The following is a 21,905-nucleotide window of genomic DNA, read 5'->3' on the forward strand; positions in this document are numbered from 1 at the left end:
TTATCAGGGCGCTTTAAGATGGTTTAAGTCATTTTTAACAGGTGTTTATCGCTCGCTGACACCCAAGTAGTGCCTCAAAGGCTTGATTTTGCTGTTACTAGATTAGTGACAGTACTCATATTTGGCATTTTTTGCCCACGGAGTCCCGGGGAGGCGACAATTCGACTCCCCGGGACTGCTCAACTATTCAAAAATTGGTGCTCCGTGGCCCCAAGAACCCTCCATGCCGCACACGGTCGAGGCAAACCCGGCAGCAAAGTCGAGCGCGCGCTCGATGGCCTCGGCGCCATCTTCGCCACGCTTGGCAGAATCGAGATAGCACATCAAAAACGAGGTGAGGAACGAGTCGCCCGCCCCCATGGTGTCCTTCATGTCCGTTACCGGTTTAGCCAGCTGGCGGTAATAACGCTCGCCGTCGTAAGCAATGCAGCCCTCGGCGCCCGCCGTAGCCGACACAAAACGCGGACCCAAGCCCTTCACCCATGCCAGACGCTCGCGAATCTCATCCGCACTCGCGGCATCCGCCGCACTAAAGAAAGCAAAATCGACGTAGGGCGCAATCTGCTCGTAGTACTCGTCGGTGGAGTCGTCCGAAAAGTCAAAAGAGACCGTGACGCCCGCAGCCTTCAGCTTGGGAAGCTCGCGCTCGGTAAAGCAATAGTTGCCCGAATGAACCACATCGAACTGCTTCATGTACGAAAGGTCAAAGCAATCGAGGACATAGCGCGCATCGCCACGGATACCGCCCTCGTTGGAGCCAAGGAAGACACGGTCACCGTCAACGACGGTCACGCGAGCCGCTCCGTTCTCGCCAATCATCTGCTCGCACTTGTCAAGCTCGATACCCTCATACTCGAGGCTTGCAATGACATGCTCGGCAGCGGCGTCATTGCCAAAAATGCCCATGTATGCGGAGCGTGCGGCACCGCATTTCTTGGCATAAACGGCGAAGTTCACCGCGTTGCCGCCAGGATACATGGTGTGGATATGCTCGTAGCGATCGACGACGTTGTCGCCAAATCCGAGCGCGTTAACGTTAAATGCCATGGCCTTTGCCCTTCTAGTACTCGACAACGCCCATGTAGCGACGGAAATCGGGATCGTGATCAAACACCTTGCCGCGTGCAGCACGCAGCTCGCAGTTCATGGCGTAGAACAGCACCGGGTCAAGATAGGCACGGACGCTCACCGGCACGGCTTCCATACCGTATTCCTTGGCATCGAGCACCATCAGCGTATCGGTATGAGTCTTAAGGAACGCCAGAGCGCGCTCGTCCATAGCACGGCACTCGCTGGATCCCATCTGCAAGAAGTAAAAAACGCCATCCTGAGTAGCCTCGAAGGGACCATGGAAGTACTCGGCAGAGTGGATGTAGCTGCAGTGCTGCCACTGCATCTCCATAAGAGAGCAGATAGCGAAACCGTAGGTCTGGCTAAAGTTGGGACCGCTGCCCAGAATATAGAAGAACTCGTGCTCCTGGCAAAGCTTGGCAAAGCGATCGCCCAGCTCGGCATTTACCTTCTCGCGTGCCGGGGGAAGAATCTTATCCATCTCGGCAATACCGGCATACATATCGGCAAGATCGGCGTATCCCTCCTGTTGATCGAGCAGCTCTGCCGCAAGCGACAGCGAAATACCAGCGGGGACCTCGGCCTGCGGCACGCCCTCGCCCCACGGGTAGACCCACGTGGTCCACTTGCCGGAGTCAATCTTGGATCCAGCGTTGTCGGTCTGAGCGATCACCGTAGCGCCGGCGGCAAGGGCAATCTCGCAGCCCTCGACGACCTCGGGGGTGTTGCCACTGTGGCTGCAAGCAATGACCAGGGATTTCTCACCCAAGCGGCGCGGACGCATAATGTCGAATTCACGCGCGGTATAGATATACGAAGTGAAGGTGGTTGCCTCGCGCTGCAGAAGCTCATGAGCCGGGATCAAATCGATCATGGAGCCACCGCAAGCAATCCAGTAGACGCTGTCGAACTTGCCCTTCTCGGCAATTGCCTCTTTAATCAGATCGTGTGCGTTCATATCCAGTTCCTTTCTTATTTGGGCCGCAACCAATGACGTTGACTGCGTGGCCGATAGTTGTTTTAGTCAATCAGATATTTCTCGAATGCGGCCATGTTCTTGGCATCAGCCGCCGCCGGGTCATCGTAGTAACGACCGTCCGTTATTTCCTGGCCCAGCAAGCCGTCGAAACCATGGGCGTTGAGTGTGGCGACGAAGGCGTCCATATCGTGTTTGCCATCGCCCCACACCAGATGGCCATACGGGTCACCGTCGATAAAGTGCATCTCGTGAATTGCCCCATCACCAAAGGCGGCAAACCAGTCCTCGAGCGTCTCGCCTGCAACGCCCATCGCGGTTGTATCAACCATGGGCTGTAAGTACGGGCTCGCGACCTCGTCAATCATGCGCTTCGCATCGGAAACCGTCGTCACAAGGTTGCTCTCCTCGGGGCGCAGGCTTTCCATTGTGAGCACCAGACCGTGCTCGCCGGCATACTCCGCCAGAATGGACAAGTGCTCGCGGCTGCGCTTCCAGGCCTCCTCGCGGTCCTCGTCCCAGTCGCCCCAGCCCGAGTTGACGGACATACGGTCGCACCCAAGTACCTCGGCAAGCTCAATGCCGTGCTTAAAGTACGCCAGACTGCGCTGTTCATGCAGCGGTTTGCGTGCGCAGTACTGCCAAGGATAGACAACATTCTCGGGGCACAGAGTACGATACCTAAGCCCACGGTCTGCAGCCTTTTTCGCCAGAACCTCAGCCTCAAAGTAGCCCGTGTGGTCGAGCGTCACATGCGGCTCCGCACACCACAGCTCAATGGACTCAAAGCCCAAACGCTGCTGCACATCAAGGAAGTAATCGAGCGACCACATGATGTAGTGGATATTCATGCCCGCAATCTGTTCGCGGCGCAGCGTCGGTTTGGATTCAGGCATCTTATGCCTCCTTATTTCGGTCGAACACGATTTGCCCATCCGATATCGTCATATCAACCGCAAGATCGCGTGCGTCGCGATAATCGAGGTCGAACACATCCCGATCGAGCACGCAGATATCGGCAAGCTTGCCAACCTCAAGCGTACCCAGCTCGTCTTCGCGCATCAGATCGTACGCGCCCCCGGCAGTCCAAGCGCGCAAGAGCTCGACAAGCGTCAGCGTGTTGACCTCATTCACAGGCAGTCCGTCGGCGAAGAATCCGCCGCACGCGCTGTAGATTGACTCGCCCAGGCTCGGAATCAGCAGCGGCAAATCCGTTCCACAGCACACCGTGCATCCGGAATCTTCCATGCCGCGGCGATTCCAACTGTGCAAAAGTCGCGTCTCGCCAATTTGTCGACGCATCATCGATAGGCAATCCTCGCGCCGGTCCAGCGTCAGAATCTGCGGATAGACCTCGCAAATTCCACCTAACTTGCCAAACTCGACAAGATCGGTCGGGTCAGAGTTCTCGAGATCGGTAATCGCATGGCGGCGAAGCATCCGTCCATGCTCGTCTCGAGGCAGCGAGGCATAGAGCGCCACGGTGCGGCGAACGGCGCCATCGCCCTGGCAATGCAAGGAATATCGGAAGCCGTCAGCATCAATTGCACGCAGCTCGCTCTCAATCAGATCCCACTCTGGCTCCTCGACAACCGTCTTGCCGGCAGCGCCCGCATCGGCCGAGTCCTCATAGGGGTCAATCATCTCGGCAAGCCCTGCCCATACGCCGCGATCGGTCATACGGTTGAAGCCAGAAAAACGAACGAACGGTCCCCGGAAGCGCTCTCGCGCCTCGCGGGCATATGCCAGATTTGCACCGGCACCCACCGGCTGCGACATCATAGAGACGCGAACCGTCAGCTCACCAGATTCCTCACGGCGAGCCACTTCGTCGGCAAAGCCGTAGTAGTCATCAAACGCTATTTCCTTGATGGCGGTAACGCCGCGCTCGTTAAGCATGCCCGTGTAGTCCGAATACCCGGCGCGCACCTCGGGTAGCGCGAGGAAATCGCTCATCATGCGCCAGATCTTCTCGGCATAGCACGCCTGGGGTGTAAAGCCGTATCGCACACTGGCGGCAGCATTGAGAACGCAGGTCTCCGCACCCGGTGTAAAGCAGACGACAGGGATATCGCCAAAACAATCGTCAAACACAGCTGCCGTATTTGCGTTCTCGGCATCCGATGCCAACGTTTCGGGTAGGTTGTGGCCAAAAGCCGCCGCGCAATCCGGATGATCTTCTTTCCATGCACGCAAGAGCGACACGGCCTCTTTGGCATCATCGATGCCGGACAGATCAGACCCCAACGTCCGCAGCGCCCAGCCTGTATAGAAGGTATGCACATCGATCAGGCCAGGCATGACGGTGCGGTTGCCCAGGTCAACTACCTCATCCGCCTGGGTCAAATACGAAGCTACCTCAAACTTGGTGCCAACAGCCTCAATTCGATTGCCACGGACCGCTACGAAACCTTCAAACGGCAGGTCCCCCGTACCGGTAAAGACGCTCTTAGACTTCAGGACCGTCAAACGATCGGACATTATAACCACCTACGCCGGAAGCATGCCGGAAATGGCAGTAATGACCAAGCCAAACACGACCATGAAAATGAAGAACTTCCAAATGGTCTTCCACCATTGGCCAAACGAAATCTTTGCCACGGCAAGGCCGGCAACCGTCATGCCCGCCACGGGACTGATGGTGTTGATGGTCTGATTGGCAAACTGGAGCGCGGTAACGGCGGCTTCGGGATTAAGGCCCATAAGCTCGGTCAGCGGACCCATGACGGGCATGGTGAGCGCCGCAAGTCCAGAGCTCGAGGGAACCAGCAAAGAGAGCAGGCCAAGGACGATATACATAAACGTGGTATAGACGGCGGCGGGTGCACCGGCGAGCGCAGTAGCGAGCGCCTGGAGAATGGTGTCGATGATCATGCCGCCCTCTGCGATGACCAAGATACCGCGAGCGATGCCGATGACGATAGCGGCATACGCAAAGTCGGCAATGCCTTTAACGAACTCCTCGGCGATCGTCTGCTGGTCAAGGCCGCCCAGGATACCGGCAAGCAAGCCCATACCGAGGAACACGGCGGAAATCTCATTCATGTACCAGCCCTGGGTAACAAGACCCCAGACGATAATGCCCATACCGCAAGCAAAATCGATAAGCACGAGCTTCTGACGGGTAGTGAACTCTTCCTCGATGGAGGCATCGGTCACGGAAAACTCAACACGCTTGAGCTTGTCGTCCTCGTACGTAATGGACGACTCGGGGTTTTTCTTGACGCGCATGGCATAGCGCATGGCCCATGCGATGCCAACGGCGGTGAAGATGACCCAAGAAATGGCGCGCAGCCACAGCTGAGGATTGCCCTCGATGCCAATGATGCCTTGGGCGATCAAAACATTAAACGGGTCGATGGTCGAGGCACAATATCCCAGGTTAGGACCAAGGAAGCAGATGATGAATGCCGTCATCGAGTCATAACCGATACCCATCATGATGGGAATGAAGATGGCATAGAACGGCAGGGCTTCCTCAGACATACCAAACGTAGTGCCGCAAATGGACAGCAACGTCATCGTGATGGGAATGATGAGGATGTCCTTGTTCTTGAGCTTTTTAATCACACGGCTCATGCCGGCATTCAAAGCGTTGGTCTTGGTGATGACTGCGAACGATCCGCCAATCAATAAGACGAACGCAACGACGTCGGCAGCCTCCTGGATGCCCTTAGTAGGCGCTTGCAGGACCGCAAAGATATCCTGGCCCAGATTGATGGTCTCGCCGGTCTCGGAATCGGTGTAGTTCTTATCGACCTGTTCATAGGTTCCAGCAACGGCGACATCACGCTCACCCGCCGCTGTCGAAATCGTCTTGCGCTGATACTGACCAGAAGGAACGATCCAAGTCAGGACCGCAAAGACAACGATCAGCAAGAACATGATCGTATAGACATGCGGTAATTTGAACTTAAAACGTCTGTTTGTCTTCTTCGCCTTCGTATCTGACATAGATACCTCCAAAGAACTCAAGACTGCATCGCATCTCGCTTCAACGCTTGCACAAGCAAACGTTCTATGACGTTCTATAGATTACCAGCAGCTTTTCCAGTCATCAAGATTATTTCAAACTGATTGCCGCAACGCGGTTGAACGGTTGCGTTCGCACCGTGAACGGCATGGAGAGGCCCGGTGAGACGATCCACCGGGCCTCTCCATTCGCAATGTCCTAGATGTCAAAAACATAGCGAGATCAAACGATCCGCTGACGACCGATGATAAACGGCCGCCGCTGCTCATCGAAAAAGAAGGCTTCCATATAAAACAAGGGTTCGCCGACGGGAACTGCCAACAGCCGAGCGACCTCGGGCGTTGCGCACGCGATCTCGAGCGTGCACGGGTCGGTAAACGCGGGCGTGCGGCCCGTCCGGTTGCGCACGAACTCAAAAATGGATTGGTTAGATAGAGGTGCCGTTGATAGATAGGCGTTGTCCTCGTAAACATATATGTTGTTCTCAAGCATGACAGGGACGCCATCGGCAGTACGTACGCGCTCAACGCAAATCAGGTCAGCTCCAACGGGAACACCAAAGAACTGCGCTTCGGTGGAATCCGCCGGCAGTATCTTTCTCGAAATGACACGCGCCCCCGGTTCCATTCCGTTAACGCGGCATGCGTCCGAAAAACTCTGGACGTCATCCTTCTGGCGAATCTTGCGCTTGAGCTTGGGGGCATTGACAAACGTACCTTTCCCCTGTCGCTTCGTTAGATAGCCCTGCTGGACGAGCTCCTCAATAGCGCGCCGCACGGTAACGCGGCCAACTTTATAGCTCTCAGCCAATTCGAATTCGTTGGGTATCCGCGCGCCCGCCTTATAGGCGCCGGAATTAATTTCGGTTTTAATGATATCGATAACCTGTTGGTACAGCGGTATCGCTGCTTTACCGTCAGTTAGCCCTTCAGTCGGTGGCATATACCCTCTCCCAGCACAATTAAGTCTAAAGCGGGCTCAAGGGCATTCAACAAGCCCTTGAGCCCGCTTTAGCATAAAGTATGCTTGTTGCCGCACCAAAATGCCGGGCATTTACTCATCAGACCCGAAAAACGCGCAACTACCGCGCTCCTAAGAAAGCGTGAGCAGCTCCGGCAGTTGGTCGATAATCTTGTCCGCGGCATCCTGGCTAAAGCCAAAGCGCTCCTCACGCTTGGCAATGACTGTCAGACCGGCTCGCTTGCCGGCAGTGATGCCGGGTACCGAGTCCTCAACGCAGCAGCAGCGGTCCGCGGGCAGCCCCAGCAGATCCAACGCATGTAGGTAGATGTCGGGCTCGGGCTTGCTCTCCTTAAACTGCTCGCCGCTCACCACGTACTCAAAGGCATCTGACAGGCCGCACGCGTCAAGCACTTCCACGATGCTATTCATGGAAGATGAGCTGGCCAGCGCCACGCGTACACCGCGACGCGGGAGCTCGCGAATCGTCTCCACAGCGCCAGGATTAATCAGGGCCTGATAATCGCGCGGGCGTTTATGTGCCCACTCGTCCCAGCGGGCAAGCGCCTCCTCGCCGGTAAAGTGCCCCTTTCCGGCACGTTCAAACCAATCGACCAGCATATGCAAAAAGAACTGGTGTGAGGCACCGACCTGCGCGTTCAGATCTTCTTGACTCAGGTTCAGCCCAAGCTCTTTGGCAAACGCAGCGGTCTCCCCCAGGTAGTAATACTCGGTATCGACGATGACGCCGTCCATGTCAAAGATAACGGCGTCGAACGGAAATACGGACACGGCACCCTCCCTAACAAAAGGGCGCCTGCAAGCAGACGCCCGAACCATGCACTATCGGCGATTCTAGCCCAGTAACTGATCAAGTGCCACCGCGATGCCGTCTTCGTTATTATTCGCGGTCACCATCTGAGCCACGGCCTTGACCTCATCGATGGCATTACCCATAGCAACACCGATGCCGGCCCACTCGATCATGGACTTGTCATTCTGACCATCGCCAAACGATACGACCTCGCTGGCATCAATGCCTAGCTTGGGCAGAGCGCCCCGCAGCGCACGCGCCTTATCGATACCGGGCGCCGTAAACTCAAAGTACCAGTCGGCCGTAAACATGCCCGAAAGCGTCTCGGTAAAGGGTGCGTACATCTCCTCGTGATGCGCCTGCAGATAGGCCGGATCGCCCGCAGTGAGCAGCTTGTCCACCGGATGGGTATCCGCAACCTCATGAAGGCTCTCGACCTCGCGGATTTTAAGGTCGCATGCGTCTCGCTCATATTTGACAATGTTCTTCTGCGAGCCGTCGGGCAACGTGATCATGCAGCAATACGAGTCCACGACATGCAGATCGCGGCCGAGCGAAATCATGGGGATCACGTCAAAGTTACGCAGATGGTCGAGCAAGCGATGCAACTCGTCGACCGGCATGGCCTGGTCGAACAGCACCTCGTCGGTCTGAGCATCGACCACGTGGGCACCGTTAAAGGCCACCAGCAGGCCACCGTGGCTCTGAAGATCGAGCTCCTGCGCCAGGGCATGAAGGCCCCATGCGGGACGGCCCGAGGCCAAAATGAGCTTAATGCCCGACTCCTGCGCTGCGAGCAGTTTCTCGCGCGTGCGCGGGCTAATGACCTTCTGGTCATTGGTGAGCGTACCGTCGATATCCATTGCGATGGCCTTGATTGCCATATATGCCTCCCTGTCATTGAACAACCTTGTCTGAGCCATCATACAGAACACCCACGGCGGCGCTGTTTGCAACGGGAAAAATGTCATATTGTCCCAAACATGAACGGCGCGCCTTCGACGATTGCGATGCCCGTCGAGGCGTCTCCCGATACATTCCATCCTATCCAAACAGCAAAGGGCCCGCATCCCAACGGATACGGGCCCTTGTCGGCTATGCGTTAGTTTTCGCAGCGAATCCTACTTGCGGTGAGCGCGGTAGAACTCAATGAGCGCCTGGGTCGAAGCGTCCTGCTCGGCCTTGGCGGCATCATCGTGGAAGGCAGGGGTGATCTGCTTGGCGAGCTGCTTACCCAGCTCAACGCCCCACTGGTCATAGGAGTCGATGCCCCAGACCGTGCCCTCGACAAACGTGATGTGCTCGTACAGGGCGATGAGCTCGCCGAGTGCGAACGGGGTCAGCGTGTCGCCGAAGATCGAGGTCGTCGGACGGTTGCCCTCAAAGCAGCGGGCCGGGACGATCTGCTCGGGCGTGCCCTCGGCGCGCACCTCATCGGCCGTCTTACCAAAGGCGAGCGCCTTGGTCTGGGCCAGGAAGTTGCCCAGGAACAGCTCGTGGACATCCTGGCCGCTGTCGGTTGCGGGGTTAGCAGTGTTGGCGAAGGCGATAAAGTCGGCCGGAACCACCACAGTGCCCTGGTGCAGCAGCTGATAGAAGGCATGCTGGCCGTTGGTGCCGGGCTCACCCCAGAAGATCTCACCGGTATCGGAGGTCACAGCGCTGCCGTCCCAGCGGACGTGCTTGCCGTTGGACTCCATGGTGAGCTGCTGCAGGTAGGCCGGGAAGCGGTGCAGGTACTGGCAGTACGGAAGCACGGCGTGGCTCTTGGAACCGAAGAAGTTGACGTACCAGACGTTGAGCAGGCCCATCAGCGCGACGGCGTTGTTCTCGAGCGGCGTGTTGCAGAAGTACTCGTCGATGGCATGAAAGCCCTCGAGGAACTGCTGGAAACGCTCGGGGCCGAGCACGACGATCAGCGACAGGCCCACGGCGGAGTCGACGGAGTAGCGGCCGCCGACCCAGTTCCAGAAACCGAAGGCGTTGGCGGGGTCGATACCGAAGGCCTCAACCTTCTCGAGCGCGGTGGAAACGGCGACGAAGTGCTTTGCCACGGCCTCGGCGTTCTGCTCCTCGGAGCCATCGATGGCACCCTGAGCCTTGAGCTGCTCGAGCATCCAGGTCTTGACCTCGCGGGCGTTGGTGAGGGTCTCGAGCGTGGTGAAGGTCTTGGAAACGATGATCACGAGCGTGGTCTCGGGATCCAGACCGCGGAGTTTCTCGGCCTGATCGTTGGGGTCGATGTTGGAGATGTAGCGGCAGTCGATACCGGCGTCGGCATAGGGGCGCAGAGCCTCGTAAGCCATGACCGGGCCCAAATCGGAGCCACCGATGCCGATGGACACCAGGTGCTCGATCTTTTTGCCGGTAACACCCTTCCACTCACCGGAGCGCACGCGCTCGGCGAAGGCATACATGCGGTCGAGGACCTCGTGCACGTCGGCGACGACATCCTGGCCGTCAACGATGAGCTGGCCTTTCTCGTTTGCCGGACGGCGAAGTGCGGTGTGCAGAACAGCGCGGTCCTCGGTGGTGTTGATGTGCTCGCCGGAGAACATGGCGTCGCGGCGCTCCTCGAGCTTCACCTCGCGGGCAAGATCGCACAGCAGCTTGACGGTCTCATCGGTCACCAGGTTCTTGGACAGATCGAAGTGAAGGTCGCCGGCGTCAAAGCTCAACTTATTCACGCGGTCGGCGTCAGCAGCAAACCAGGCCTTGAGGTCGATGCCCTCGGCCTCGAGCTTCTCCTGATGGGCCTCGAGCGCCTTCCAAGCGGCAGTCGACGTAGCATCGATAGGTGCGGCAACAGTTGCCATAGAGTCCTCCTCAGCATACGGGCGCATTCCTCCATGCGCCCGGATAATCAGATGCCCCTATTCTAACGCAGGTCAAGACCGTAATCAGCGAGCGTTGCCAATCGGCCCCCGAACGGCGACCGACCAAAAAGGGACAGGTTTATTTTGGCAGGTCAAACGCTTTACCTACCATAATTTACCTGTCCCTTCCTGGCAGGCCATTATGCCGCGGCGCATACGCTGCCGAGCAGCTCGCGCAAGGGAGACCCGATGCCCTCCAGCAGTTCGGGCGCGATGATAGCAAAAACGGGAACCTCGCCGGCACCCACAACGGCGGGCACTTTTCCCTCGGAGACGATGCACCCGTAGGGAACAAAGCCGTCCTCGCCGGCATCGAGCACGGCCATGCGACGAGCGAGTTCGCGCACAAAGTTCGCCGTATCGGCATCGCCGATCGCCAGGACAAAGTCCACGCCCTCATCGGTCGCCAGGGCTACGGCCTCGTCGACCAAATCGTCTCCCCCGTCGCCCCCGACCAAGCCGCAACGAAAGAGTATGCGTTCGAGCAGGGCGCGATCGAGCGAGCCCAGCGCCGCCGAAACGAGCTCATCACGCGTGTGCTTGTCGCCTCCCAGCACGACCAGTGCCTTGGTGCCGCCATAGTGGGCAACCAATCGTCCGCACCAGCGAGCCACATTCCCATCCGCAACCAAGCGCGTCGGCATACCAAACCCATAGTTGACCATTGTCCCCACAACCCTTCCGTGCTTTATGGTGGTATCGATCGTTAGGCTCATGCTACGAAGCGAGCTTTTCCGAGCTGTTTCGCGCTCTTTAGGGCTGCGTTAAAATCAGATTCGATCCGACATGGCGTCCAGTTGCGACAATTAGACGGTCAAAATCCAAGGGCCAAGACGCACGAACAGGATGAGCCAGACAAAAGACAGGCAAAACCCGCCCAGCACATCCGAAACGTAGTGCACGCCCAGATAGACACGGCTGACGCCCACCGCAAGGATGACGCACGCGAGTGCAACCTCGATGGCGGCGCCGAACGGAAGGCCACACACGCCACACCGCACCAACCATATACCATAGCCATAAAACGCCATGGCCGCCATCGAGTGGCCCGAGGGGAAGCTCAGCCCCGGCGCCTCGACAAGCCGAAATCCCTGTGGACGAGGTCGACGCACAAGGACCTTTAACAGCTGGTCGATTGCGCTGATAGCGCCGACATTGAAGGCGGCCCAGACAACATGGGCCCAATTGGGCGCCCACAGCATCGCCGCGGCTAGCACACCGACGACAAACGGCAGCGACGCCAAACTCGAGGCGGCTTTCATCACGGCCGTCAACACCGGCGACCGAAGCCTCTCGACAAGCAGCAAGTAACCCACCTCATCGATTCTTATAGCCCGTCCTTTGAGCACCTTGATCAGCAGGTAAACAAAGATCGCAAGGCACAGCACGAACAGTATCAGAAGTGCAAGATCACCCATATCGATGGTCATCCATACCCCCTCAGCGTATTCAACACATTAAGGCTACCGGCTCACTGTAAGCACTCGGTAAACCGACCAAAATAAACCTGTCCCTTTTTGGTAGGTTTTGACGGTGTCCGGTCGAGCGAGTATTATCGAACAGGTATTCGATAAGAACATGTGTTTGATGAAAGGGCACGGATGGCGCACGAGCAGCACACCTACATCTGTATCGACCTCAAGACGTTTTATGCCAGCGTCGAGTGCGTCGATCGTGGGCTCGATCCGCTCACCACCAACCTGGTCGTTGCCGACGAATCGCGCGGACGCACGACCATCTGTCTCGCTATCACGCAGGCCATGAAGGACCTAGGGATTCACAATCGCTGTCGCCTGTTCGAAATACCCGATGGCATCGACTACATCAAGGCCGTACCGCGCATGCAGCACTACATGGAGGTGTCGGCGCAGATCTACGGTATCTACCTGAAATACGTCAGTCCGCAAGACGTTCACGTCTACTCAATTGACGAGTGCTTTATCGACGTGACACCCTATCTGGACCTCTATCACACCGATGCGGAAGGCTTCGCCTGCATATTGCGTGACGAGGTCCTGGCGCGCACCGGCATCACGGCGACGGTCGGCATCGGCCCCAACCTATTCCAGGCCAAGGTTGCGCTCGATATCACCGCCAAGCACGTGCCCAGCCGTATCGGCATACTCGACGACGAGACCTTTCGCAAGGAAATCTGGCCCCATCGCCCCATCACCGACATCTGGGGCATCGGCCCCGGCGTGGCGGCCCGTCTCGAGAAATACGGCGTCTACGACCTGATGGGCGTCGCCGCACTCGACGAGAACCTGCTCTACGACGAACTCGGCGTCAATGCCGAGTATCTTATCGACCACGCCTTCGGGCGTGAGCCGACAACCATCGCCGATATCCAAGCTTATCGTCCACAAGCGACCTCGACTACCACGGGGCAGGTGCTCTCGAAGGGCTATGCCTACGAGCAGGCCTACACCGTCTTGCGCGAAATGGTCGATGCCGCCGTGCTGGATTTGATCGACAAGCACGTGGTGTGCGACAGCATCTCGCTCTTTGTGGGCTATGCAAGCGAGCACGCCGACATACGCCGGCTCAACGCCAGCGGCACGGCGCAGTATATAGACGGCTGCGGACATCTGCGCTCGAGCACGTCGGGCATCGAGCCCGCAGCGACCGACGGCCCCGAGCTCGCGCATCACGCACCGAAACCCGTCCAGCGAGATGACGAACGCCGACGTTTGGTGCGGGAGGCACAGGCGATTGACGGCATCTTTGTGGGCGAACACGGCGGCAAGCCGCGTGGTGGCTATGCCGCGCTCTTTGCGCACTCCAACGCCTCGCGTAAGCTGCCCGAGAACACTAATTCGTTTAAGAAGATCATGGGGTATTTCGATGACCTTTGGGCACAAACGGTCGACCCCAAGCGACCGGTCAAGCGTATCAATCTGGGCTTTGGCAATCTGGTGCCCGAAGAATTTGCCACCATCGATCTGTTTAGCGATGTTAAGGCCGATGAGCGCGAGCGCGACCTGGCACGCGCCGTCTTGGCCGTGAAGGGCAAGTACGGCAAGAACGCGCTTGTCAAGGGATTAAGCTTTACCACCGGCGCCACCGCACGCGAACGCAACGATCAGGTAGGAGGACATCGTGCCTAAGTCCCAACAACAGCCGATACGGCCACCGACGCCTTTTGAACGTCTAGCGGACCCCGAGGGAAGACGCCGATCCGCCGACCCCAGACTCACCGCCAACCGCGCCGCACAGTTTATGCCCTTTGCCGCCCTCACGGGATACTACGAACTCGTGCGCAAGCAAGAGATCACCGTCGAACCAAAATGTGAACTAACGGAAGAGAAAGCCCTCGAGCTTTCGCATAAGCTCGAGGGCCTCAAACGCGGCGACCTGGTGCGCGTCACCTATTACGATACGTACGGCTATCGTAGCCGCACGGGCATTCTCGACGAAGTACTCCCCGCCTTCAAGCTACTCAAACTCAGGGATATCGCCATCGACTTCGGCGATATCCAAGGCATCGAGCTGCGTGGTCGAGCCTAGACGAGGAGATGCATCCAAGGCGGCGCTTACAGCGTCATGACGTAGTAACCCGCGTCCTTCACGGCGGCCACGAGAGCGCCGCGATCGATCGGCTGCTTAGAGCGCACGCGCGCCGTGTGGTCCGCATACGTCACCGTTGCCCACACACCATCCAGCGCATTCAGGGCATTGGCCACGTTCTGAGCGCACCCGTCGCAGCTCATACCGCCGATAAGCAGCTCCTCGCTATAGGGATAGTGCGACGGATCGGTATCCGCGACTACGACCTTCTTGGCCTTCTTTCCGCTCGCGCCGTCACTGCAGCAGCTCTTTCCGCGAGTCGAAGCGGCAATGCGACGCAACCCAAAAAACAAACCGACGGCAATGACGGCCAGCACGATGATATTTGCAGGATTGAGCAAGTCCTCCATGCGCTCCCCTTTCTTTCCAAGCCTTTTCTAGATACCCCCATGGGGTGTCCCCATCTTAACCCAAAATCATGTCCGTTCGGTCAATTAGTTTCCCTCTTCAAACTTTTTTGTTGACCATGGCTTACTTTCGTGTATAAGTTTTCCTAGGCTAACAAGTGAGGGCTCGAAAGGGGCAACGTGACTCGAACCATTGACATCCCAACATACCAAACGGCTGTCGTGCGCAACTGCTCCCCTACGCTCGCAGGTATCAAGCCAGCATCGCTCTTTACCTATCCCGGCGTTTACGCCAACCAAAACGGAAAACTCGGCGTCGTTCAAATCGAAGAGCGACGCTCTCGCCTGCTCGCCGTCATAGCCCAATGCAACCGAGAGCTCCAGCCACTCGGGATCCATATGAGCGTTTTGGTCTGGCGCCCCTGCGGAGCGCTCATCTATGTGTACCGCCCTGCGGACCTTATGCGATATCTCTCCGACCCCCGCGCCGCGACGGCGCTTGTCGCCGAAGGCTACGATGTCCACAACCTGCCCGCATCCCTGGTGCATCTCGCCGCGCGCATCACGCTGGCAAGCAGCAATGCCGCAGAAAGCGCCTATGACGGCAGTGTCTGCGCACTCGCGCGAAATAGGCACTGCGATACGGGGTGCATGTGCGAGTTCCCCCACGAAATTGGCTATTTTTTGGGCTATCCCTACGAAGATGTCCATCAGTTTATCGTCCAGCACGGCGAAAACTATAAGGTCTTTGGCGCCTGGAAGGTATACACGAACGTCGAACAGGCGCTCACGACCTTTGACTCCTATCGCGCATGCACGCAATACCTTACCTATATCTATCAACAGGGCTGCACCTTGGAACAACTTGTCCAGGCAACCCGATAGAGCATACAAAACGCGGCTGCACGCCGCACAACCGAGAGGAAAACATATGAGCAAGATCGCAGTCGTCTACTGGAGCGGTACAGGCAACACCGAGGCCATGGCAAACTTCGTTGCCGAGGGCGCAACCGATGCCGGCGCCGAGGCAGAGGTCATCTCCTGCGCCGATTTCTCCGTAGACAAGGCCGCCAGCTATGACGCCATTGCCTTCGGCTGCCCCGCCATGGGTTCCGAGGAGCTTGAGTATGACGAGTTCCAGCCTATGTGGGACGAGGTCAAGGAGACCCTCGGTGACAAGAAGGTCGTCCTCTTTGGCTCATACTCGTGGGCCGAGGGCGAGTGGATGGACAACTGGAAGGCCGACGCCGACGAGGCCGGCGTCAACGTCGTCGATTCCGTCATTTGCTACGATGCGCCCGACGATGAGGGCGAGGTGGCCTGCAAGGCTCTGGGAGCGGAGCTGGCATAAACCACCCATTGACACGACAGATGCAACGCAAACGGGCTCCGGGTCGTCTTGACCCGGAGCCCGTCCATCTATAAAGCCACGACACGAACGGCACAACTCACCCGCGTATCAAACGACGGACGTTGCAGGCATCGAGTTACTATGCGTTCTTACGGGAGCGCACAAACCACGCACCAATAGCCGCAAGGCACACGATACCGACAGCAACGCCGGTAACAGCGACCGGATTAACGCCGCCTCGCCCATCCAAAGCACCCTTGCGTGATGCGGCAGCAGCGGACGTCGTTTTCGAACCGGAAGACTCGTCGGAGCCGGACTTCTTATCGGACTCGCCCTTGTTGGCATCCACATTCTGCGACATCTCCGACTTCGAGCCATCCTGCGAAGCAACAACTTCCTGCATTCCAGAACCGCCCTGCTTATCGCCGGAGCCATCGCCCCTCTGCGAACCGGTCGGCATGACCGCGGGCGTCGGATTCTTCGTCGGGACCGTAGGAACGGGTACCTCAGGCGTCACGGGTTTTATCGAGCCGCCCGGTTCGACGACACCGGCTTTTACGCCACCGATCTTGGACCAGCTCACACCGGACCCTGCGGACTTATAGGCCGAAAGGGCTCGTAAGGCCTGTACAGTCGCAAGCGCGTTGGCATTGCCGGGCTTACCGTCGGACCCCATGGTATGAGCGTAGCCCTTGCCGTCGGCAACCTCGTAGGCGCAGATTGCAGAAATCAGGCTATTCGCACCCGTTGCAAAACCGTTCTTGGTATTTACGGGATCCTTGCCAAGAGCCACAAGAGCGAGCAGCACCTGGGCATTAGACTCAACGGACCCAAAATCGCAAAGGCCGTTCATCTGGCCCCTCAGGAAGCCGAGCGCATTGTCGACAGCAGATGCAACAGAAGGTTGGCCATTCGAGGCCAGGTCGACGGCGCACGCGTCATCATCGACATAGGGCGCAAGCGCCTGAAGTGCCATAGCGGTCATATCGATGTTGCTCGCACCGCCCGCATCGATGGTGAAACCGCCGTCGGGATTCTGGAACGAAAGCAGCGCGCAAACAAGCTGAGCACGCGTCCAAGAAGAGCCGGACGCACGCAACACCTCATTCGAAATATCCGCCTCGTCAAGGGCAATCAGCGCATAGACCACGTTGTTCGCCGAAGCCACAAGATCTTCGTGAGAGCAAATGTCGGCAATGAGATTCACGCCATCGAAAGAGGTGATATCCTCGCCAAGCGCGGTTAGCGCAAGCGCAACTCGCTCGCAATCAGTCACCTTGGCGGTGTTGCCCGACCACTCGGCCTTATGAACGGCAAGGGACTTCTTGTAATTCGCGATAAGTGCGTCGTCAATCTTGCGCCCCGACGTCGCGAAGGCGTAAATCTCCCATTCTTGACCATAGGTGTACGCATCGATCGTACGGTTGACGTCAAAGTACTTGGCAGCGGAAAGGGCGCCTTCGTCGGCCTTTGCCTCGTTATCCGGCGAGGCAACGATTCCGTCAACCGTAATCTCAAAGGAGATGGCCTGGGCACCGGCAGTCTGATCGATCGGCGTACCGGTCACCGTATAGGTACCGGCCTTGTTCGCCGTCAGGACATAGGCGCCGCTCGCCACAAACAAGCCATCGTCAGGAGCACCGTCAACGTGCTTCCAATCACCAAGAGCGCGTCGGTCGATACTCACGGCATCCGAGGCATCCCGACCTTCCTCGGTCGTCACACTCCATTTCATACCGGGCTCGGAAACACTCCAGCCCTCGGCATCGTTCTCACCCGTATAACTCAGGTTGAGTTCGACGGTCTTACCGGCCTTAACGGACGCGGGGACATTTGTGATTGTCACCGATTTCAGTGGGTTCCGGTACGCGTAGGTAACCTCTCGCTTGCCCGAGGAGATGACGTTGCCGTCCTGGTTTGTGACCGTTGCCTCAAAGGTCGTCTTGCCGGCCTTGTACGGCGTAAAGCCAATCTCGCCGCTCGTCGTGTACTCGGCAACCGCAGAATCACTCGAGACAACCGTGTAGTTTGCGCGGTCGCTCGCGTTTTCGGGTCCCACGACCGGCGCAGCTTTATCGGTCAGGAAGGCGCCCTTGGCAAGCGGATTGCGGCCATGCAAATAGACGGTATCGCCGTCCTCGTTATAGCCAAGCGAAATGCCCGTCGCCGGCACATAGCTCGACGTGACTGTCACGCTCTTGGAGGCGATATCGGTATTCGTGCGCGAAGACACCGAAATCGTGGCCTCACCCGACTTCTTAAAATAGAAACAGGCCGATCCGGGATTGGAGCAAATCACGTTCGACGGCGTACCCGCAAAGCGAAAACGCGTATACGAAACAGGGGTGTATTCGCCCTCGGCGGCATCGGTGTAATGAACGCGAATCTCGAGGTTCTTGACCTCGGAGCCCGTGACCGCGATGTTGCCGCCCGTCACGTTTTCGCCGTTGTACCAAATCTGGAAATCATCAATCGGCTTGGAGACGGCCTTGACCACGACAGTCGCGATGTCTTCGCTGGTGCCATCATCCTTATGAAGCGTGGCGGTTACCGTACCCACGGCATCGTTGTACACGTGCAGCAGGCCCGTTTCCTCGTTAACGGCGATATCGCCCTTGTTGGCGTCCGGAGTGCCCCAAGTCACCTTGGCATCCGTGGGCAGATCCTTGAGCTCAAGCGTGCCCGAAACGCAGGCGGCCCCGTTCTCGCCCACCACAACATCATCGGGAGACGGATAGAGTACGCCATCGGCGGCAGTTACGGTCTTGCCGGTGGAGGCAGATGTAAACGTCACTTCATACTTGTTGTTTGTGGCAGGACCTTCGGGGGATTCATAGTCCTGATTCTCGCCGAAGTACGGCAAGCCGTCGGAACCCATACCCCACACACTGCCGTTTTCGCCGCGGTTGACGTTGAGATTTTCGACAAAGGCCGCCGTTTTCATGTCATCGGCATCAACGGCATAGGAGTTGACGAGCGCTTTCGCGGGAAAGACGACCCTGTTGGTAAGACCCTCCTGCCAGTATGTATTGATAAGCTGACCGGAACCATAGCTCGCAAAGAGCACACCGCCGGTCGAAGTGGCGGAAGACACACAATTGGAAATCACGCCGCCCTCGAGCGTACGGGCAAAGCCGACAACGCCCTTGCCCGTAACGGACGTGGAGCAGTTGATGACAGCGCCCTTCATCTGATTGCCGAGCGGACCAAACGATTTGCCGTCCACTGCTTGCTTGAGCTCGCCGGCAAAAGAGACATTCTGGATGACGCCGGCGGAGCCGATACTCGCAAACAGCGACTTAACGCCGCCGCCGTTATTAAAGGTAATGGTATGACCCTGCCCGTCAAACGTACAATTGAGCTCACCCGTGGGACCAAAGAACCATTCGTCATCAATCACGATGTCGTTATCGAGCACATAGTAGTTGCTTGCATCCTTGACATTCATATACATGAAGTCATCCTGCGACTTGATGTGCTTAACGTTCTCCGGCTGGGCGACGGGAGCCGTCGGCTTCTTTTTCTCAAGCGCTTCCTTGGCATCGTTGAGCGTCTTGACCGCCGCATTTACATCGGACTGAGATACATCGTCGCTACCGTTGACATTTTTGGCGTCAGCAAGAGCAGCGGCAAAGGCGGACCAGGAATCCGCTGTGTAGTCTGACTCATTGAGCGCCTCGGCGGCCGTGATAGCCGCGACGAGCGCGTCCTTATTGACAATGACGGGGGCAGAGCCGCTCACAAGCAAGGGCAGGCCACCGTTGGACACCCAGGAAAAGCCAGTCGACGGCACATCGGTATTGAGCACGGCGAGTGATTCAGCAGAAGAGAGGTCGGCGGCTTTAGCCGCGTTTCCCTTGTTAAAGCCGCCATAGTTCATCTCGGCAGGCGAAAAACCTACGGTATATAGGCAGTTCGACAGCGATCCGGCCTGAGCCTCACCGACCAGGCCACCGTTCATCTCAACGCCTGAGCCGGCAAAATAGGAATTGACGATCTTTCCGGACGTCATACCGCCGACCAGGCCACCGGCATAGCCACTCCAGCCGCTAAGGTTCACGCTCGCCGTGGACCAGCACATCTGGATGGTGCCAGAAAGTTTCATGGCAATGGAGCCCACATTGTCGGTGCTCGAGACCGAGCCTGTCACGCCCAGGTTCTGAATCGATCCGGTCACATTATTCGCAACGGCCTTGCCGTTAATGGTGACCGTATGGCCCTGGCCATCCAGGATGCCGTCAACGGTCTCGATCTGCTGGTCAGCGCCCATCGAAATATTCGCGCCGAGCTTGACGGTCGCACCCGCCTCAATGGTCTCAGGCATATCGGCCGCATCGTTGACGACCACCGTCTCGCCCGAGCGCACTACCTTGACGAGAGAACCTGCTTCTTCGACCTGTGCAGCCGGTACCGTTTCTTCGGACGCAATAGACTGCACGGCAACACCGGAGCCTTCCTGCTCCTGCGTGCCGCCGCCATCTGCCATGCCGGTTTCAGCGTCGGCAGAAGGCCCATCTTCATCAGGGCTGCCCTGCCCAGCATCGCCCGTCGCGGTGACCTGATCGGCCGCCGCGGCTACGCCCGTGCTCACCTCCTCGGCAAACGCGGTCATTCCCGTGCTCGAACTGGCAAAGATAAACGCCATGAGCACGACGAGGAATTTCCTCGTACCTGTTCGGATGTTGTTGAGCATCCTTTCCCCCTTGGTCTGGAAGATCACTACCCCAATAAGAATCGAGGCCAACCATGTAAAGGGAAACGGGACACAGCGAAACGCCCGCACCTGACAGCATACGACAATGCCCCCGCATCGAATACGGGATGCTTGGGGCAAAAATGATGTCATCTTCTGCTCACCGGAATCCAGCGGCTCCCAAAAGACCCTCGACACGAGAAGACCATGGGCAAGTAATCTGACTCGCGGGACAGCTCCGCACACAGTAACCGCCTTGTCTGGGATTCCCACCCAGTTCCCTTTTATGCGCCAAGCGCACCCATGGTCCGGCTTCTTTTCAAACAGCATGTAATTGTATGGAAGGCCAGGCAACGAGCGCCCGCCGATATCACGCACACATAATTCACCGAAAATGTGGTTGAAAGTCCGCCTGGGCAACGACGAGACCTTTACCCGAAATGCAAAACGGGGCCGCAGCATCATTGCCACGACCCCGCCCGCTCAAGCAAACTCTCACTCCGAGACGCTGCAGATCATCTACGAGATATTGCCCAAGAACGCCTTGGTGCGCTCGCTCTTGGGGTGGTCGAAGACCTCGCTCGGCGTACCCTCTTCCACGATAACGCCACCATCCATAAAGACGACGCGGTCGGCGACGTCGCGGGCAAAGCCCATCTCGTGCGTCACGACGATCATGGTCATGCCGTCGCGTGCCAGGTCGCGCATGACACCCAAAACGTCGCGAACCAGCTCGGGGTCGAGCGCCGACGTAGCCTCGTCAAAGAGCATGACGTGAGGGTTCATCGACAGGGCACGGGCGATGGCAACGCGCTGCTGCTGGCCGCCCGAGAGCTGGCTCGGCATAAAGTCGATACGCTCGGCAAGACCGACCTTGGTCAGCTCCTCGACGGCAATCCTCTCGGCCTCTTCCTTGCTGCGCTTGAGTACCTTTTGCTGCGCGAGCATGACGTTCTTTTTGACTGACAGGTGCGGGAACAAATTGAACTGCTGGAACACCATACCCAGATGCGTACGTACCTTGTTAAGGTCGACGCCCTTGGCGCACACGTCCACGTCCTCAACGACAATCGAGCCGCTCGTGGGATGCTCCAGACGATTGATGCAGCGAAGCATCGTCGACTTGCCCGAGCCCGAAGGACCTAGGACTACGACGACCTCGCCCTTGTGCACATCCAGATCGATATCGCGCAGGACCACGTTATCGCCAAAGGCCTTCTGGAGGTTCTTGATGCTGACGACGACCTCGTTCGAGTTATTGGTTTCGCTCATGATAG

General features: G+C 57.8%; 18 protein-coding genes and 1 riboswitch. Of the genes, 4 read left to right on the forward strand and 14 right to left on the reverse strand.

Annotated features, from left to right (window positions below):
* Positions 1–183: 183 nt before the first annotated feature.
* From GT495_RS00285 to GT495_RS00335, 11 genes are all read right to left on the reverse strand, one after another.
* A complete protein-coding gene (locus GT495_RS00285) occupies positions 184–1,047 on the reverse strand; it encodes a PfkB family carbohydrate kinase (RefSeq protein WP_161161119.1) in 864 nt (287 codons plus the stop codon).
* Positions 1,048–1,060: 13 nt separating this feature from the next.
* Entirely contained in the window at positions 1,061–2,029 is a 969-nt protein-coding gene (locus tag GT495_RS00290) for an SIS domain-containing protein (RefSeq protein WP_161161120.1), read from the reverse strand.
* A gap of 62 nt (positions 2,030–2,091) precedes the next feature.
* On the reverse strand, positions 2,092–2,943 hold the full coding sequence (locus GT495_RS00295) for a sugar phosphate isomerase/epimerase (protein WP_161161121.1): 852 nt from the start codon (positions 2,941–2,943) through the stop codon (positions 2,092–2,094).
* 1 nt (position 2,944) lies between these two features.
* Positions 2,945–4,528 carry an amidohydrolase gene (locus tag GT495_RS00300; RefSeq protein ID WP_161161122.1) on the reverse strand — a complete coding sequence of 528 codons (1,584 nt, stop codon included), beginning with the start codon at positions 4,526–4,528 and terminating at the stop codon, positions 2,945–2,947.
* Between the two features lie 9 nt (positions 4,529–4,537).
* The gene (locus GT495_RS00305) at positions 4,538–6,001 is read right to left on the reverse strand and encodes a YfcC family protein (protein WP_161161123.1); all 1,464 of its coding nucleotides are present in this window, start codon (positions 5,999–6,001) and stop codon (positions 4,538–4,540) included.
* 241 nt (positions 6,002–6,242) lie between these two features.
* The gene (locus GT495_RS00310) at positions 6,243–6,962 is read right to left on the reverse strand and encodes a GntR family transcriptional regulator (RefSeq protein WP_161162657.1); all 720 of its coding nucleotides are present in this window, start codon (positions 6,960–6,962) and stop codon (positions 6,243–6,245) included.
* A 150-nt stretch (positions 6,963–7,112) separates the two neighbouring features.
* The gene (locus tag GT495_RS00315; protein ID WP_370457542.1) at positions 7,113–7,772 is read right to left on the reverse strand and encodes an HAD family hydrolase; all 660 of its coding nucleotides are present in this window, start codon (positions 7,770–7,772) and stop codon (positions 7,113–7,115) included.
* A 63-nt stretch (positions 7,773–7,835) separates the two neighbouring features.
* Positions 7,836–8,678 carry a Cof-type HAD-IIB family hydrolase gene (locus GT495_RS00320; RefSeq protein WP_192924079.1) on the reverse strand — a complete coding sequence of 281 codons (843 nt, stop codon included), beginning with the start codon at positions 8,676–8,678 and terminating at the stop codon, positions 7,836–7,838.
* Between the two features lie 237 nt (positions 8,679–8,915).
* Positions 8,916–10,610 carry a glucose-6-phosphate isomerase gene (gene pgi / locus GT495_RS00325; protein ID WP_161161127.1) on the reverse strand — a complete coding sequence of 565 codons (1,695 nt, stop codon included), beginning with the start codon at positions 10,608–10,610 and terminating at the stop codon, positions 8,916–8,918.
* A 200-nt stretch (positions 10,611–10,810) separates the two neighbouring features.
* Positions 10,811–11,335, reverse strand: a complete 525-nt coding sequence (locus GT495_RS00330; protein WP_161162658.1) for an iron-containing alcohol dehydrogenase — start codon at positions 11,333–11,335, stop codon at positions 10,811–10,813.
* 141 nt (positions 11,336–11,476) lie between these two features.
* Positions 11,477–12,100: a phosphatase PAP2 family protein gene (locus GT495_RS00335; protein WP_161161129.1), complete on the reverse strand. Its 624-nt coding sequence runs from the start codon at positions 12,098–12,100 to the stop codon at positions 11,477–11,479.
* A gap of 171 nt (positions 12,101–12,271) precedes the next feature.
* On the opposite strand from GT495_RS00335, the gene GT495_RS00340 reads away from it, so the two are divergent.
* Both GT495_RS00340 and GT495_RS00345 read left to right on the forward strand, forming a co-directional pair.
* Positions 12,272–13,777, forward strand: coding sequence for a DNA repair protein (locus GT495_RS00340; RefSeq protein WP_161161130.1), 1,506 nt, complete (start codon positions 12,272–12,274; stop codon positions 13,775–13,777).
* Positions 13,770–14,177 carry a hypothetical protein gene (locus tag GT495_RS00345; RefSeq protein WP_192924080.1) on the forward strand — a complete coding sequence of 136 codons (408 nt, stop codon included), beginning with the start codon at positions 13,770–13,772 and terminating at the stop codon, positions 14,175–14,177. Before GT495_RS00340 ends, GT495_RS00345 begins: the two co-directional genes overlap by 8 nt.
* A 26-nt stretch (positions 14,178–14,203) precedes the next feature.
* Here GT495_RS00345 and GT495_RS00350 read toward each other — a convergent pair whose 3' ends face one another.
* Positions 14,204–14,587, reverse strand: a complete 384-nt coding sequence (locus GT495_RS00350; protein ID WP_161161131.1) for a heavy-metal-associated domain-containing protein — start codon at positions 14,585–14,587, stop codon at positions 14,204–14,206.
* A 177-nt stretch (positions 14,588–14,764) separates the two neighbouring features.
* Between GT495_RS00350 and GT495_RS00355 the strand changes: the two genes are divergently transcribed.
* Positions 14,765–15,469 carry a DUF3793 family protein gene (locus GT495_RS00355; protein WP_161161132.1) on the forward strand — a complete coding sequence of 235 codons (705 nt, stop codon included), beginning with the start codon at positions 14,765–14,767 and terminating at the stop codon, positions 15,467–15,469.
* 46 nt (positions 15,470–15,515) lie between these two features.
* On the forward strand, positions 15,516–15,935 hold the full coding sequence (locus GT495_RS00360) for a flavodoxin (RefSeq protein ID WP_161161133.1): 420 nt from the start codon (positions 15,516–15,518) through the stop codon (positions 15,933–15,935).
* Positions 15,936–16,074: 139 nt separating this feature from the next.
* Here GT495_RS00360 and GT495_RS00365 read toward each other — a convergent pair whose 3' ends face one another.
* Together GT495_RS00365 and GT495_RS00370 are read right to left on the reverse strand one after the other, a co-directional pair.
* Positions 16,075–20,628 (reverse strand): prenyltransferase/squalene oxidase repeat-containing protein, encoded by a 4,554-nt coding sequence (locus GT495_RS00365; protein ID WP_161161134.1) that lies wholly within the window; start codon positions 20,626–20,628, stop codon positions 16,075–16,077.
* A 192-nt stretch (positions 20,629–20,820) separates the two neighbouring features.
* Positions 20,821–20,948: riboswitch (cobalamin riboswitch) on the reverse strand.
* Positions 20,949–21,147: 199 nt separating this feature from the next.
* Positions 21,148–21,900 (reverse strand): amino acid ABC transporter ATP-binding protein, encoded by a 753-nt coding sequence (locus GT495_RS00370; RefSeq protein ID WP_161161135.1) that lies wholly within the window; start codon positions 21,898–21,900, stop codon positions 21,148–21,150.
* Between the last annotated feature and the right edge of the window lie 5 nt (positions 21,901–21,905).

It is taken from the genome of Collinsella sp. BIOML-A6 (assembly GCF_009875845.1).
GTDB classification, from domain to species: domain Bacteria; phylum Actinomycetota; class Coriobacteriia; order Coriobacteriales; family Coriobacteriaceae; genus Collinsella; species Collinsella aerofaciens_H.